Below are 14,688 nucleotides of genomic sequence, written 5' to 3'. Positions count from 1 at the left end.
GCGCCGACTGTAGGCCGGTTGATTAGGCGGCCCAATAGCCGTGCGTCGTGGTCATGTTCTGCACGTACCCCAGGTACCTTGTCGACGTGCCCGCACGGGTAGCACGTCCGCGAGGTGTTCCGCGGGTTAATGACCTCCACAGGGACACCCACCGACGCGGCTTTGTAGGTGACGAAGTCCCGCAACTGTGCATACGCCCACGAGTGCAGTTGTTGCCGCTGTCCGCGACAGCGATTCCCCGACCACACCCGGGCAAACCTCTGCAGTCACTCTTCGCCACCATCATATTTCGTTGCCTCCGCCGGAGACCCCGCTATCAAACGTCGCCCCATACATCACCAACCAGAAACAGCCCTGATCCCGGGAGAGTCGTGCAGTCCCGGCTCTACCACGCAACTCTGATCGGCTACCTCCGGCCATGAAGGGCCCGGCTTCCGCCGAAGCGCTGGTGAAGTGACGCGCGGCTTCACACGCTAAGTGGCGCTCGACGATTCGTTTACGGAGGGATCGGCGATCCGGACCCGAGGCGTCCCAACGGATTACGCGGATGATCGGGTCGGGTTGCCGAGCAACTTGCGGCCCGTTCGGGGGATCTCGGCTACGCCGACCGGCGATCTGGGGAACATCCTCCGGCGACCGTATCGCGGCGAAGCGCCCGACGCTGGAGCCGCTCCGCTAGCGCAGTCCGGCCAGGTGCACGAGCTGGTCGATCGTGGACTTCTCCGCGTTCGGCGGCAGTGCGTCCACCGGCCACCAGCGGAGGTCCGTCGATTCGGAGCTGCGCACGATGTGGGCGCCGGGTCGCGCGCGGACGAGGAACCGGAGGTCGAGGTGCCGGGTGGGCTGTCCGAGTGAGCACGTGATCGGGTGGGTGTGCGCCGACAGCAGGTCGGGATCGATCCGGAGGTCGGGGATTCCCGATTCCTCGCACGCCTCCCGCAGCGCGGCATCGACGACGGTCTCGTCGGAAGGCTCACAGTGCCCGCCCAATTGGATCCACCGGCCGACCCGGGGATGCAGGGTCAGGAGTACGTGACATCCCCCCTCGTCCAGGACGAGGGAGGACGCCGTGATGTGTCCGGGTACGTGCTCGCGTAGGCAGCCGAGCGGCGCCGCCGCGAGGAACGCGAGCATGGTGTGCCGCAACGATTCGTCGTTCTCGTCGAGCGTTTTCCAGCCCTCGAGCGCGGCGGTCGCGGTGCGGTGTAGTGATTCGGCGCTCATTGCGCGTGGCTCATCTCTCGATCAGGGCGTCGCCGGGGTCGGCGGCGTGTCGGGGGGTGAGTGGTTCGAGGGGGTGGCCGACGGCGATCGCGCCGAGTGGTTGCCAGTCGGCGGGCAGGTCGAGGGTGGCGCGAACGGTGTCGGCGGCGAAGATCGTCGACCCGATCCAGCAGCTGCCGATTCCCTTGGTCGCCAACGACACCAGCAGTGCCTGCACCGCGGCGCCGACCGCGACGGTGAACATCGTCGACTCCGCCGCCCGCCGGCGCTCATCGGGGTAGTGGTGGGCGCCGTCGGGGACGCAGAACGGGATGATCACCTCCGGTGCGTCGAACAGGATGTTCCCGCGGGCCACCCGCGCGGCCACCGCGTCGGCGCTCATCCCGTCGGAGGTGAGGTCGGTGCGCCACTGCTCGGCCATCCGGGTCAGCAGTGCATCGCGGACGGTGCGGGTGCGGACCCACACGAACCGGACCGGCCGGGTGTGGTGCGGCGCCGGCGCGGTCAGGGCCTGCGCGATCGACGCCCGGACCGCGCCGGGTTCGACCGGGTCGTCGGCGAACCGGCGGACCGAGCGGCGCAGCAGCAGCGCCTCCGCCCGCCCCATCTCCACGGATTCGGCGGTGCCGAGCCAGAACAGGTCCTCGGCGCCGCGCCGGATCAGATCCTGCGCGGCGGACCCGTCGTCGGCCACATCCAGGCCCCGCACGACCGCGACCGGCACCCCGCCGAGTTTGCCCTTGACCAGATCCCCCGCCGCGGCGATCTCGTCGGCGACCGCCACCTCCGTCACCGCCAGTTCGTTGCCCTGACTGTCGCGGGACCCGGCGTACCCGTGCAGCACCGCAAGCCCGGCCGCACCGATCGCGGCATCGATCTGCCCGTTGCGCCACGCCCGGCCCATGGTGTCGGTGACCACCACCGCCACCCGCACCCCCAGCGCCACCGCGATCGCCTCCCGCAGGGCGCGGGCGCTGCCGTCCGGGTCCTCGGGCAGCAGCGCGAGTTCGGAGCCCTCGACGTTCGAGCCGTCGATGCCCGACGCCGCCTGCACGATCCCGAGCCGGTTCTCGGTGATCAGGGTCCGGCCCTTGCGGGCCACGACCCGCACCGCTTCCTGCTCGACGAGCCGCCGGCGGGCGGCGTCGCGTTCTTCCGGGTCGGTCGGCGAGGACACGATCCGGCCCTCCACCTTCGAGACCACCTTGCTGGTGACCACCAGCACGTCACCGTCCGCGAGCCACGGCGCGGCCGCGACCACCGCACCGGCGAGGTCGTCGCCGGGCCGGAACTCGGGCAGCCCGGTCACCGGGCGGATCTCGACCGCACCGCCCGGGGCGTGATCGGACCGGGACGCACCCGCGGGGTCGGTCACAGTGTCACCCCCGCCACGTCCAGCGCCGCCCGCACCATCGCGGCGGTCGCGTCGGGGTCGGTCATGATCAGCGGCACCCGGGCGACGTTCACGCCGGGGATCTCGGCGGTGTCGGTGTCGTGGACCAGCCAGCCGTCGAGGATCCCGGTCCCGGACCGGGCCCCGTACCAGCGGCCGATCGCCTCCGCCGACGTGTCCACCCCGATCACGTCCAAGCATTCGTCGGCCATGCCCCGCAACGGTTTTCCCCCGACGATCGGCGACACACCGACCACCTTCGCGGCGGTGGTACGCAGGCCGCCGCGGATCCCGGGCACCGCCAGGATCGCGCCGACACTGACCACCGGATTCGACGGTGCCAGCAGCACGATGTCGGCGCTCTCGATCGCCTCGAGCACTCCGGGCGCCGGGGCGGCCTGCTCGGCGCCGATGTGCGCGAAGCTGTGCGTCGGGACCTGGGCGCGGTACCGAACCCACCACTCCTGGAAGTGGATCGCCCGCTGCTCCCCGTCCTGCGGGTCGGTGATCACGACGTGAGTTTCGCTACGGTCGTCGGTCACCGGCAGCAGGGTCACACCCGGTTGCCACCGGTTGCACAGCGCCTCGGTCACCGCCGACAACGGATACCCCGTCCGCAGCATCTGCGTGCGGATCAGGTGCGTGGCGATGTCCCGGTCACCGAGCCCGAACCAATCGGGTTTCGCACCATAGGCGGCGAGTTCGGCCTTGGCGTTCCAGGTTTCACCGGCATGTCCCCACCCACGCTCGGTGTCGATACCGTCACCGAGGGTATACATGCAGGTGTCCAGGTCCGGGCAGATCCGCAACCCGTGCATCCACACGTCGTCCCCGACATTGACGACCGCGGTAATGCGATGGCCCGAATCGGCCCCCAGAAGTCTCCGCACACCTTGCAGGAACCGGGCCCCGCCCACCCCGCCAACCAATACAGTCACGTTCACGATGCAAGCCTAGGCGGTGGCTGTCCGCCTCCTGTGAGCTGCTTCCCCGGAGCGATTTGAGAGCGCGAAATAGTAATCGACTTTCGACGGTTAGCTTGACCGCGACACGCTGGGCGTGTCTAATCACAAATATGTCATTCCGACGTTGTGGGCGTGGAATCACTTGCAGCGGGGATCAATTCGAACGGTTGTTCGAACGGGTGGCAGGGGTGTTCGGTTCGGGGTACATGATCGATCGAAATTTTCTGCGCTATCACAGGTGAGGAGGCGGAACGATGCCCAATGAGCAGATCGAGTCGGAGACTCGCTGGAGCACAGTAAGCGACGAACCGCAGACCAATTCCGAAGCAGGCGCAGCGGACGGCGTCTGTGTTCAAGAAGTCTGTGTGCAAGAAGACAGTGTGAAAGAAATTCCTGTGCGGGAACTCGTCGCACAGGAAGTCGAGACGACGGGCCCTCGCCCGGCGTTGAGTCTGGTGACCGGTTTCGACGAGCTGTTCGAGACCATCGAGGATCAGTGGCAGGAACGCGCGCTCTGTGCGCAGACCGACCCTGAGGCCTTCTTCCCCGAAAAGGGAGGCTCCACCAGGGAAGCGAAGCGCATCTGCCTGGGCTGTGAGGTGCGGGACGAATGCCTCGACTACGCACTGGCCAATGACGAGCGGTTCGGTATCTGGGGTGGATTGTCGGAGCGCGAGCGCCGGCGCCTGAAGCGGGGGATCGTCTAGTCAGTCTTCGTCGCCCGGCAAATCCGGGTCGATGACCTCGGGTTCGACTCCGAGGTACGTACTCACCTGCTGTACGAGCACGTCGTGCACCAGGTCGGTGAGGTCGTCCGGGTCTTTGGCGCGCTGTTCGAGCGGTCGCCGGAACAGGACGACTCGCGCCCGCGTCGTGGATCCGTGCCGGTCGATGCCGGCCGGGATCAGTCGGGACAGCGGCACGGGCCCGTCCGCCACGACCTCGGCGGGCCAGTTGACCGAATCCGGGTCGAGCGCATGAATCTTCGGGACCTCGTCGACGGCGATGTCCAGCTTCGTCAGGCGTTCGCGCCAGCGCGCGTCGATCGGCGCGAACGCCTCGAGCACCACCAGATCGAACTTCTCTGCGCGGCTCCGTCGTGCCGGTGCGTCCGGAGGGAACACGGACCCGCGGATTCCCCGTCCCCGTCGGTCGACGGATCGGGTGGTCACGGGACGCCTGCGTCGTGCTCTGGACATGGTGTGGACATTACGACAGCCGCACACTCTCGGTGTGTCCGAGTAGGTGTCGGGCCTTCGTGGGGCTAGGCTCCCTAGCTGTGAGATCTCTGCGTCGATGCTGCCGCCCCGGGTGCAAGAACCCCGCTGTCGCGACGCTCACGTACGTCTACTCCGACTCCACTGCCGTCGTCGGCCCGCTCGCCACGGTCGACGAGCCGCACTCGTGGGATCTGTGCGAAACGCACGCGTCGAGGATCACCGCACCCAAGGGCTGGGAACTGGTTCGGTACGAGGGTGGGTTCTCGTCGAGCACTCCGGACGAGGACGACCTGACCGCGCTGGCGGAGGCCGTGCGGGAGGCGGGTCTCGGCGATCGCGGGCGGTCCGACCGGGCCGTGTCCACCGAGGAACGCGCGGAGACCGGCACCCAGCCCGGCCCGGCGCGCACCGGTCGCCGCGGCCACCTGCGGGTACTTCCCGACCCTTCCAACTGACGTCCCGGCCTGCTTCCGGGCCTGCGGTCCGCGGCGTGCCGGGCCCGCGACGGGCAGGCATTAGGCTTGCGCCAGCACTGGTGCTCGTAAAGGAGAAACAAGAAGTGGCGCGATCAGCCGAGTCCGTACATGCCGTGATCAAGGCTTACGACGTGCGGGGTGTCGTCGGTGAACACATCGACGCCGCATTCGTGCAGGACGTGGGCGGCGCATTCGCACGACTCGTCCGCGAGGACAGCGCCACGAAGGTCGTGATCGGCTACGACATGCGCGCGTCCTCTCCGGAGCTGGCCCGAGCGTTCGCCGACGGCGTCACCGCCCAGGGACTGGACGTCGTCCTCATCGGACTCGCGTCCACCGACCAGCTGTATTTCGCTTCGGGGCTGTTCGACTGCCCGGGTGCGATGTTCACGGCGAGCCACAACCCGGCGAAGTACAACGGCATCAAGCTGTGCCGCGCAGGCGCCAAGCCGGTGGGGCAGGAGACGGGCCTTTCCACGATTGCGGCCGAGGTCGTCGACGGGGTTCCTGCGTTCGACGGCGCTCCCGGCACGGTGTCCGAGGAGGACGTGCTCGAGCAGTACGCGAGTTTCGTCCGCGGACTGGTGAACCTCTCCGACCTCCGCCCGCTGACGGTGGCTGTCGACGCGGGCAACGGAATGGGCGGGCACACCGTTCCCGCCGTGTTCGAGCCCATGCCGGTGAAGCTGGAGCCGCTGTACTTCGAGCTCGACGGTACGTTCCCGAATCACGAGGCGAATCCGCTCGACCCGGCGAACCTCGTGGATCTGCAACGGTACGTCCGTGAGACCGGTGCCGACATCGGTCTGGCCTTCGACGGCGACGCCGACCGCTGCTTCGTGGTCGACGAGCTCGGCAACCCGGTGTCGCCGTCCGCCGTCACCGCCCTGGTCGCGGAGCGGGAGCTGGCGAAGGAGCCCGGCGCGACCGTCATCCACAACCTCATCACGTCCCGCGCGGTGCCCGAGCTGGTGAGTGAGCTGGGCGGACACCCGGTCCGCACCCGGGTGGGGCATTCGTTCATCAAGCAGCAGATGGCCGAGACGGGCGCGATCTTCGGCGGCGAGCACTCCGCGCACTACTACTTCCGCGACTTCTGGGGCGCCGACTCCGGGATGCTCGCCGGACTGCATGTTCTCGCAGCACTGGGGGAGCAGGATCGTCCGCTGTCCGAGCTGATGGCGAAGTACGAGCGGTACGCGGCGTCGGGAGAGATCAACTCGACCGTCGCGGACGCCGCCGAAAGGACCGACGCGGTGCTGTCGGCGTTCTCGGACCGCACCACGGTCGTGGACCGGCTCGACGGTGTCACGGTCGAACTGGCGGACGGCGCGTGGTTCAACTTGCGGGCCTCCAACACCGAACCGCTGCTGCGACTCAACGTGGAGGCGGCGACGGCGGCCGAGGTAGATGCACTCGTTACCGAGATACTGGGCATCGTCCGAGCCTGACTGCCATAGTTGGAACTACAGGTTCTGCTCGTGTTGCGAATGTGGCTTGCACCGATGAAGAAAGGGGGTGCGGTGTCATGACAGCGCCGACGCCCCTGTTCGATCTGGACGACGGGGACGCACTGGTCGCGGCGGACACCGAGGGTGTGTTGCGTTCCGCCGCCATGGGGGGTGCCCAGATCCGGGCCACCCGGTCCGCGGTCGAGGAGGGGGCTCTCGAACGACTGCAGGGACTGCGTCCGCGCAGCGTGGTGGTGGTGACCGGCGCGGGGCGTGCCAGCCGTGGGGCTGCGATCCTGACGGCGGTCCTCGCCGAACGGATCGGTTTCCCGCTGGTGCGTGCCACCCGGACCCCCGTGTGGGTGGGCCCACTCGACGTGGTGGTGGTGGCCGGCGACGACGCAGGCGACCCCCGGCTCGTGCAGGCCATCGACGCGGCGGTGCGCCGCGGCGCCGAAGTGGTGGTGGCGGCGCCGGACGAGGGACCCTTGCAGGCCGCGGCGGCCGGACGGGTCGTCATGTTCGCGCCGCGGGTCCGGGCACTCACCCGGCACGGTCTGCTGCGGTACTTCGCCGTACTGCTGGCCGTCCTCCGGGTGGTCGGTTCGGAACGCTGGGGCGACGAGGTTCCCGACCTCGAGCAGATCGCCGACGCCGTCGACGGTGAGGCGCTGCGTGACAGGCCGAACAGCGAGGTGTTCCACAATCCCGCGAAATCGCTGGCCTCCCGCATGCAGGGACGCCGCATCGTGCTCACGGGTGACACGGAGAGCACGGTGGAACTGGCCCGGCACGGCGCCGAGGCGCTGCTGCACGCGGGCCGCGTGGCGACCGCGTCGGAACTCCCGGACGTCCTGAGCGCGGCGGGCACGTTCCGTGTCGACCAGGCGCTCTCCGCGCACGACTCGATATTCCACGATCCCGAGTTGGACGGTCCGCCCTCGGCGAGCCCGGTGCGCACGTTCGTGTTGTCGGCCGACGCCGATCGGATGCTCGTCGAACGCAGGATCGCCGCCCTGGGCGACGTCGACCTCGTCGTCGCGTCCTCGGACGAGGGTCAGGTTCCGTCGCAGCGTCCCGAGCTGGAACAGGCGGCGGTTCTCGTCGGCAGGCTCGACATGACTGCCGCGTATCTCCAGTTGATCGGCGGTATCTAGTGCACCGACTCGAAGGTGCGCTCCGGTCCTACGCATGGGGATCGCGCACAGCCATCGCACAGCTGCGTGGACTTCCGGTTCCGACGGCCCATCCTGAGGCGGAACTGTGGTTGGGCGCGCACCCGGGTGATCCCGCCCGCGTCCTCACCGAGGAGGGGCCCCGGTCCCTTCTGGACCTGGTGCACTCGGAACCCGAACGCCAGCTCGGCAAGCGGAGTGTGGAGACGTTCGGCGAACGCCTCCCGTTCCTGCTGAAGTTGCTCGCGTCGGAGGAACCGCTGTCGTTGCAGGCCCATCCGAGCGCCGAGCAGGCGTGGGAGGGGTTCGCCCGGGAGAACGAGGCGGGAATTCCCCTCGAATCGTCGGTCCGCAACTACAAGGACGCCAGCCACAAACCGGAACTCGTCGTGGCCCTCAGCAGGTTCCACGCGCTCGCCGGTTTCCGGGACCCCGAGCGCACGGTCAAACTGCTCGAGGCGATCGCGGTTCCGGAACTGCAGCCCTACGCCGGCCTGATTGCGGGGCAACCCGACTCGGACGGTCTCCGCGCGCTGTTCACCACGTGGATCACGTTGCCGCAGCCGGTGCTCGGCGCGCTGATGCCGAGGGTGCTCGACGGATGCGTTGCCTATCTGTCGAACACCAAGGACGGCGAGTTCGCGGCGGAGATCCGCACGGCCCTCGAATTGAGTGAGGTGTACCCGGGGGACGCGGGTGTGCTCGCCGCGCTCCTCCTGAACCGGGTCACCCTCGAACCAGGGCAGGGGCTGTATCTCGACGCGGGCAACCTCCACGCCTACTTGCACGGGATGGCCGTCGAGATCATGGCCAACTCCGACAACGTGCTGCGCGGGGGGCTCACACCGAAGCACGTGGATGTTCCGGAGTTGCTGCGCGTCCTCGACTTCGACACCGTCGACATTCCGATACTGGAGGCGGAGGAGCGCCCGGGCCGTGGCGAGTTCGTGTACGCCACGCCCGCGCCGGAATTCGTCCTCGCGCGGATCGACCTGTCGCCGGACGGCCCGACCGAGCACCGGCTCGACTCGGAGGGGCCGCACATTCTGCTGTGCACCTCGGGTTCGGTGGAGCTGCGGTGCGGAACCGATGCCCTCGAATTGTCTCAGGGCAACGCCGTCTGGATTGCGGCCGAGGACCCTGAAGTGGTGGTGACCGCGGGCACCGAGTGCGCCCAGTTGTTCAGTGCGAGGGTCGGCCCGCCGATCGCGTAGCCTGTGACCCGCCCTGCGATCCGAGAAGGGCTCCGCGGCCCGTCGTGAGGGTCGTGTGCGACCGAGAGGAGAAGTCAGTTGTCGGCTCATGGGGGAAAGAAGGCGATTCTCGCCGCGCTCGGCGCCAATGCCGGTATCGCGGTTGCCAAGTTCGCCGGCTTCCTGATCACCGGCTCGTCGTCCATGCTGGCGGAATCCGTGCACTCGGTGGCCGATACCTCCAACCAGGGCCTGCTGCTGCTCGGCCAGAAGAAGGCCGAACGCGCCGCCGACGATCTGCACCAGTTCGGTTACGGGCGTAGCCGATACTTCTACTCGTTCGTCGTCGCACTCGTGTTGTTCAGCCTCGGTTCGCTGTTCGCGATCTACGAGGGCATCCACAAGATCCAGCACCCCGAGGAACTCACGTCCCCCCTCGTGGCGGTGGTCATCCTGGTGATCGCCATCGGGCTCGAGACGTTCAGCTTCATCACCGCGGTGCGGGAGTCGCGTCCCCTCAAGGGGCGGGCGAGCTGGTGGGGATTCATTCGCACGTCGCGCAGCCCGGAGCTTCCCGTCGTGCTGCTCGAGGACACCGGCGCGCTGGTCGGTCTGGTTCTCGCGCTCGGTGGTGTCGGACTGACGATGCTCACCGGGGATCCGGTGTGGGACGGTGTCGGCACCCTCTGTATCGGCGCCCTGCTCGGAATCATCGCGATCATCCTCATCGTCGAGATGCAGAGCCTGCTGATCGGTGAAGGAGCGACCGCCGACGAGGAGTCACGCATTCTCGCCGCGCTCGTCGACGGCGAGAAGATCGAGCGCGTCATCCATTGCAAGACGCAGTACCTCGGACCCGAGGAAATCCTCGTGGCCGCGAAAGTGGCCGTGGCCGCCGGATCGGACATCAGCGCGGTCGCCGAAGCCATCGACGAGGCCGAGGCGCGCGTACGCGGCGCAGTCCCCGCGGCTCGCCGCATCTACATCGAACCCGACCTGTTCCGGGCAACCGAAGCATAGGCTGAACGGCAACTTTCGATTGAGGAGGCTGATGTGGCCATCCAGGACAAAGGCAGCGGAGAACCGCACCTAGGCGGCAGGCCGACCGGATTGTTCCGCACCAAGTCGATCGAGCAGTCGATCCGAGACACGGACGAACCGGAAACCAAACTCCGCAAGGATCTGACGGCGTGGGACCTGACCGTCTTCGGTGTCGCCGTCGTCATCGGTGCCGGCATCTTCACGCTCACCGCGCGCACCGCAGGCAACGTCGCCGGTCCCTCGGTGTCGGCGGCGTTCGTGATCGCCGCCATCGCGTGCGGGCTCGCCGCGCTCTGCTACGCCGAGTTCGCCTCGACCGTCCCGGTCGCGGGCAGCGCGTACACGTTCTCCTACGCGACGTTCGGTGAACTGATCGCGTGGATCATCGGCTGGGACCTCATCCTCGAATTCGCGCTCGCCGCGTCGGTCGTGGCGAAGGGCTGGTCGCTCTATCTCGGTGAGGTGATCGGCAACCACACACCGGTGGCGCAGATCGGCTCGGTCACGTTCGACTGGGGTGCGGTACTCATCGTCGCGATCATCACCGTCGTGCTGGCGACGGGCACCAAGCTGTCGTCGCGGGTCTCGCTCGTGATCACCTCGATCAAGGTGGCGGTGGTGCTCGTCGTGGTGGTGGTGGGCGCGTTCTACATCGACACCGACAACTACTCCCCGTACATCCCCCCGTCCGAGGCGGGCAGCACGGGCGAGGGCATCCATCAGTCCCTGTTCTCCTACGTCACGGGAGCCGGCGGCAGCACGTTCGGCTGGTACGGGCTGTTGGCGGCGGCGAGCCTGGTGTTCTTCGCGTTCATCGGTTTCGACATCGTCGCCACCACCGCCGAGGAGACGAAGGATCCGCAGAAGGCGTTGCCCCGCGGAATTCTGGGATCGCTGCTGATCGTGACGATCCTGTACGTGGCGGTGACGCTGGTGCTCACCGGCATGGTCGACTACCACGAATTGGCCGGGGACAGTTCCAATCTGGCCACTGCGTTCGGCATCCACGGGATCACGTGGGCGAAGAACCTGATCTCGTTCGGTGCGCTGGCGGGCCTGACCACCGTGGTGATGGTGCTGATGCTCGGGCAGACCCGGGTTCTGTTCGCCATGTCCCGGGACGGACTGATGCCGAGGCGGCTGGCGCCGACCGGCAAGCACGGCACACCCGTCCGGATCACCGTGCTGGTCGGTGTCGTGGTGGCGGTGCTCGCGGGAATCTTCCCGATCGGCACCCTCGAGGAGATGGTCAACATCGGAACGCTGTTCGCGTTCGTCCTCGTGTCGGTCGGCGTGATCGTGCTGCGCCGGACGCGACCGGACCTGCCCCGCGGATTCCGTGTCCCACTGGTTCCGTGGGTGCCCGTCCTCGCCGTCCTCGCCTGCCTGTGGTTGATGGTGAATCTGTCCGTGGAGACGTGGATCCGGTTCATCGTGTGGATGGCGCTCGGCGTGATCATCTACTTCGCCTACAGCCGCCGCCACTCGATGATGGAGCGACGAAGCCGCGGCGAGGTCTGACACGCAACGGGATTCGACGTCGGGGGGCCGGAGCGGCAGTACCGGGCGAGTACCCCGCAGGCGGCGGGCACTAATGTCTTCGCCATGACTTCGTCGCGTGTCCGGGTGCCCTATCAGGAGGCTGCGCGGTTGCTGCTGCGTCAGTCGGTGCTCGATGCGATGCGGGATCTCTTGTTCGAGAAGGACTGGTCGGACATCACGATGTCGGATGTCGCGACCGGCGCCGGGGTGAGCAGGCAGACGCTCTACAACGAGTTCAAGTCCCGGCAGGGGCTGGCGGAGGCGTACGCCCTCCGGCTGGCCGACGAGCTGGTCGACGCCGTCGACGAGGCGCTCGTGGCGAACGTCGGGGAGGGTCGTGCCGCGCTGCTCTCCGGGTTCACCGCGTTCTTCGCGGCGAGCCTGTCCGACCCGCTCGTGCAGTCACTTCTGCGCGGCGAGACCAAGCCCGATCTGCTGCGTCTGATCACGACCGAGAGCGCGCCGATCATCGAGCGGGCGTCCACGCGGCTCGCCGACGTCTTCCAGCGGTGCTGGGTGCGGGCGAACCCGTCGGACGCGGGGATTCTCAGCCGCGCCATCGTGCGCCTCGCTATGAGTTACATCTCGATGCCACCCGAATCCGAGGCCAACGTCGCCGAGGATCTGGGTGCTCTTCTGGGGCCTTTCGTGGACGAGGCGGTCGACGGGGCCGATCGGGAGTGACCGCTCCGCGGCGCAGCCTCACGTGAGTGTGACCCTCGGCCCGCAGTACCGATAGCCTTGATCGAAACAGCAGTCAACCAGGAGAGGCAGATGACGACCTCAGTTTCAACCACGCCCGTGGCCGAGAGCCGAAACGGGATCGATTTCAAGGTGGCGGACCTTTCGCTCGCCGAGTTCGGCCGCAAGGAGATCCGGCTCGCCGAGCACGAGATGCCGGGACTGATGGCGCTTCGCCGCGAGTACGCAGAGGTGCTGCCGCTCAAGGGTGCTCGCATTTCCGGTTCGCTGCACATGACCATCCAGACGGCCGTCCTCATCGAGACGCTCGTTGCGCTGGGCGCCGAGGTCCGCTGGGCCTCGTGCAACATCTTCTCGACGCAGGATCACGCCGCCGCCGCGATCGTCGTCGGCCCGCACGGCACGCCCGAGGAGCCGCAGGGCACCCCGGTCTTCGCGTGGAAGGGCGAGACGCTCGAGGAGTACTGGTGGGCCGCCGAGCAGATGCTCACCTGGCCGGACGCAGACAAGCCCGCGAACATGATCCTCGACGACGGCGGCGACGCCACGATGCTCGTCCTCAAGGGCGCGCAGTTCGAGAAGGCAGGCGTCGTGCCGCCCACGGACGACGAGCAGGATTCCGACGAGTACAAGGTGTTCCTCGCCCTGCTGCGTCAGTCTCTCGAAGCCGACAAGACCAAGTGGACCAAGGTTGCGGAATCGGTCCAGGGCGTCACCGAGGAGACCACGACCGGTGTCCTGCGTCTCTACCAGGTCGCGGCCGCCGGTGAACTCGCGTTCCCGGCCATCAACGTCAACGACTCGGTCACCAAGAGCAAGTTCGACAACAAGTACGGCACCCGGCACTCGCTGCTCGACGGCATCAACCGCGGCACCGACGTGCTGATCGGCGGCAAGGCCGCGCTCGTCTGCGGTTACGGCGACGTCGGCAAGGGCTGCGCGGAGGCTCTGCGTGGACAGGGTGCCCGCGTCGCGGTCACCGAGGTCGACCCCATCAACGCCCTCCAGGCGCTGATGGACGGCTTCGAGGTGAAGACGGTAGAGCAGGCCATCGGCTGGGCCGACATCGTCATCACGTCCACGGGCAACAAGGACATCATCACGTTCGAGCACATGAAGCAGATGAAGCACCAGGCCATCCTGGGCAACATCGGCCACTTCGACAACGAGATCGACATGGCCGGCCTCGAGCGCTCCGGCGAGGTCACCCGCATCAACATCAAGCCGCAGGTGGACGAGTTCCGGTTCAAGGACGGCCACTCGATCATCGTGCTGTCCGAGGGCCGCCTGCTGAACCTCGGCAACGCCACCGGCCACCCCTCGTTCGTGATGAGCAACAGCTTCTCCAACCAGGTGATCGCGCAGATCGAACTGTGGACGAAGCCGGAGGAGTACGACAACGAGGTGTACCGCCTCCCGAAGCACCTCGACGAGAAGGTCGCGAAGATCCACGTCGAAGCGCTCGGTGGCACGCTCACCAAGCTCACGAAGGAGCAGGCGGAGTACATCGGCGTCGACGTCGAGGGCCCGTTCAAGCCCGAGCACTACCGGTACTAGAGATCGCGGCGTCCCCCGGTCCGTCGCGTACGGGCCGGGGGATAGCCTTCTTCCTCGTGGGAAAACTGATTGCGCTGGAAGGCCTGGACGGCGCGGGCAAGCGAACACTCGTCGGCGCAGTGGTGGCACGCCTCACCGAACAGGGCCTGACGGTCGGCACCCTCGACTTTCCGCGGTACGGCAGGTCCGTGCACGCGGATCTGGCGTCCGAGGCTCTCAAGGGCGCGCACGGTGACCTCAGCGACTCCGTGCACGCGATGGCCGTGATGTTCGCGCTGGACCGGTCCGGCGCCGTCGGGGAGCTGTCCGCGCTGCTCGCCGAACACGACCTGGTGATTCTCGACCGCTATGTGGCGTCCAACGCCGCCTACGGTGCGGCCCGGTTGCATCAGGGGGCGGACGGCGAGTTCGTCGAGTGGGTGGCGAACCTCGAATTCGTACGGTTGGGGCTGCCCCGGCCCGACCTGCAACTGTATTTGGACGTTCCCGTTGCCCTCGCCGCGCAACGCGCCCGCGGCCGCGAATCGGCGGATGCGAGCCGGTCGCTCGACGCCTACGAACGCGACCGTGGACTGCAGGAACGCACCGGCGAGGTGTACCGCGAGCTGGCCGTGAAGGACTGGATTTCGCCGTGGTGGGTGCTCACTCCGGACACCGATCCGGTCACGCTCGCCGAAAACCTGGCACTCTTGAGTGACGACACGGCACGCCGTGACGAGAAAGAACACGGCACGCCGTAACGGCGAACG

14 protein-coding genes and 1 pseudogene are annotated in these 14,688 nt (G+C 67.7%); 10 read left to right on the top strand and 5 right to left on the bottom strand.

Features of this window, described 5'->3' with window-relative positions:
* Window positions 1-77: 77 nt before the first annotated feature.
* The 4 genes and pseudogenes from OYT95_RS44645 to cofD form a co-directional block, all read right to left on the bottom strand.
* Window positions 78-227, bottom strand: a pseudogene (locus OYT95_RS44645) (zinc ribbon domain-containing protein); the annotation flags it as partial.
* 448 nt (window positions 228-675) lie between these two features.
* Complete coding sequence (locus OYT95_RS04955; RefSeq protein WP_268790896.1) at window positions 676-1,224, bottom strand: NUDIX hydrolase; 549 nt, start codon at window positions 1,222-1,224, stop codon at window positions 676-678.
* A 10-nt stretch (window positions 1,225-1,234) separates the two neighbouring features.
* Entirely contained in the window at window positions 1,235-2,599 is a 1,365-nt protein-coding gene (locus tag OYT95_RS04950; protein ID WP_268790895.1) for a coenzyme F420-0:L-glutamate ligase, read from the bottom strand.
* A complete protein-coding gene (gene cofD / locus OYT95_RS04945) occupies window positions 2,596-3,561 on the bottom strand; it encodes a 2-phospho-L-lactate transferase (RefSeq protein WP_112299298.1) in 966 nt (321 codons plus the stop codon). Before cofD ends, OYT95_RS04950 begins: the two co-directional genes overlap by 4 nt.
* Before the next feature lie 467 nt (window positions 3,562-4,028).
* Between cofD and OYT95_RS04940 the strand changes: the two genes are divergently transcribed.
* Window positions 4,029-4,289, top strand: a complete 261-nt coding sequence (locus OYT95_RS04940) for a WhiB family transcriptional regulator (RefSeq protein WP_166680705.1) — start codon at window positions 4,029-4,031, stop codon at window positions 4,287-4,289.
* Here the strand turns inward: OYT95_RS04940 and OYT95_RS04935 are convergent, their stop codons facing one another.
* A complete protein-coding gene (locus tag OYT95_RS04935; protein WP_029539455.1) occupies window positions 4,290-4,781 on the bottom strand; it encodes a metallopeptidase family protein in 492 nt (163 codons plus the stop codon).
* An 80-nt stretch (window positions 4,782-4,861) separates the two neighbouring features.
* On the opposite strand from OYT95_RS04935, the gene OYT95_RS04930 reads away from it, so the two are divergent.
* The 9 genes from OYT95_RS04930 (at window position 4,862) to OYT95_RS04890 (ending at window position 14,679) form a co-directional block, all read left to right on the top strand.
* On the top strand, window positions 4,862-5,257 hold the full coding sequence (locus OYT95_RS04930) for a DUF3499 domain-containing protein (protein ID WP_037245096.1): 396 nt from the start codon (window positions 4,862-4,864) through the stop codon (window positions 5,255-5,257).
* Window positions 5,258-5,361: 104 nt separating this feature from the next.
* Window positions 5,362-6,729 carry a phosphomannomutase/phosphoglucomutase gene (locus OYT95_RS04925; protein ID WP_037245098.1) on the top strand — a complete coding sequence of 456 codons (1,368 nt, stop codon included), beginning with the start codon at window positions 5,362-5,364 and terminating at the stop codon, window positions 6,727-6,729.
* A 77-nt stretch (window positions 6,730-6,806) separates the two neighbouring features.
* On the top strand, window positions 6,807-7,886 hold the full coding sequence (locus OYT95_RS04920; protein ID WP_009479522.1) for a hypothetical protein: 1,080 nt from the start codon (window positions 6,807-6,809) through the stop codon (window positions 7,884-7,886).
* Window positions 7,886-9,118: a mannose-6-phosphate isomerase, class I gene (gene manA, locus OYT95_RS04915; protein ID WP_037245101.1), complete on the top strand. Its 1,233-nt coding sequence runs from the start codon at window positions 7,886-7,888 to the stop codon at window positions 9,116-9,118. The genes OYT95_RS04920 and manA overlap by 1 nt, the downstream gene beginning before the upstream one ends.
* Before the next feature lie 78 nt (window positions 9,119-9,196).
* Window positions 9,197-10,117, top strand: coding sequence for a cation diffusion facilitator family transporter (locus OYT95_RS04910; RefSeq protein WP_037245103.1), 921 nt, complete (start codon window positions 9,197-9,199; stop codon window positions 10,115-10,117).
* A 33-nt stretch (window positions 10,118-10,150) separates the two neighbouring features.
* Window positions 10,151-11,659, top strand: a complete 1,509-nt coding sequence (locus tag OYT95_RS04905; protein WP_009479525.1) for an amino acid permease — start codon at window positions 10,151-10,153, stop codon at window positions 11,657-11,659.
* A gap of 84 nt (window positions 11,660-11,743) precedes the next feature.
* Window positions 11,744-12,364: a TetR/AcrR family transcriptional regulator gene (locus OYT95_RS04900; RefSeq protein WP_037245110.1), complete on the top strand. Its 621-nt coding sequence runs from the start codon at window positions 11,744-11,746 to the stop codon at window positions 12,362-12,364.
* A 90-nt stretch (window positions 12,365-12,454) separates the two neighbouring features.
* Window positions 12,455-13,939: an adenosylhomocysteinase gene (gene ahcY, locus OYT95_RS04895; RefSeq protein ID WP_037245113.1), complete on the top strand. Its 1,485-nt coding sequence runs from the start codon at window positions 12,455-12,457 to the stop codon at window positions 13,937-13,939.
* 56 nt (window positions 13,940-13,995) lie between these two features.
* The gene (locus OYT95_RS04890) at window positions 13,996-14,679 is read left to right on the top strand and encodes a dTMP kinase (protein WP_037245116.1); all 684 of its coding nucleotides are present in this window, start codon (window positions 13,996-13,998) and stop codon (window positions 14,677-14,679) included.
* The last annotated feature ends 9 nt before the right edge of the window (window positions 14,680-14,688 follow it).

The sequence above is a fragment of the Rhodococcus sp. JS3073 genome (assembly GCF_026810085.1).
Classification (GTDB): Bacteria; Actinomycetota; Actinomycetes; order Mycobacteriales; family Mycobacteriaceae; genus Rhodococcus_F; species Rhodococcus_F wratislaviensis.
This window is presented reverse-complemented; position numbering and strand designations above follow the sequence as displayed.

What these genes read in the sequence shown, in the direction of transcription:
- OYT95_RS04955 (WP_268790896.1), bottom strand. Translation starts at nt 1,224, where the DNA reads ATGAGCGCCGAATCACTACACCGCACCGCGACCGCCGCGCTCGAGGGC.
- OYT95_RS04935 (WP_029539455.1), bottom strand. Translation starts at nt 4,781, where the DNA reads ATGTCCAGAGCACGACGCAGGCGTCCCGTGACCACCCGATCCGTCGAC.
- OYT95_RS04920 (WP_009479522.1), top strand. Translation starts at nt 6,807, where the DNA reads ATGACAGCGCCGACGCCCCTGTTCGATCTGGACGACGGGGACGCACTG.
- OYT95_RS04900 (WP_037245110.1), top strand. Translation starts at nt 11,744, where the DNA reads ATGACTTCGTCGCGTGTCCGGGTGCCCTATCAGGAGGCTGCGCGGTTG.
- ahcY (WP_037245113.1), top strand. Translation starts at nt 12,455, where the DNA reads ATGACGACCTCAGTTTCAACCACGCCCGTGGCCGAGAGCCGAAACGGG.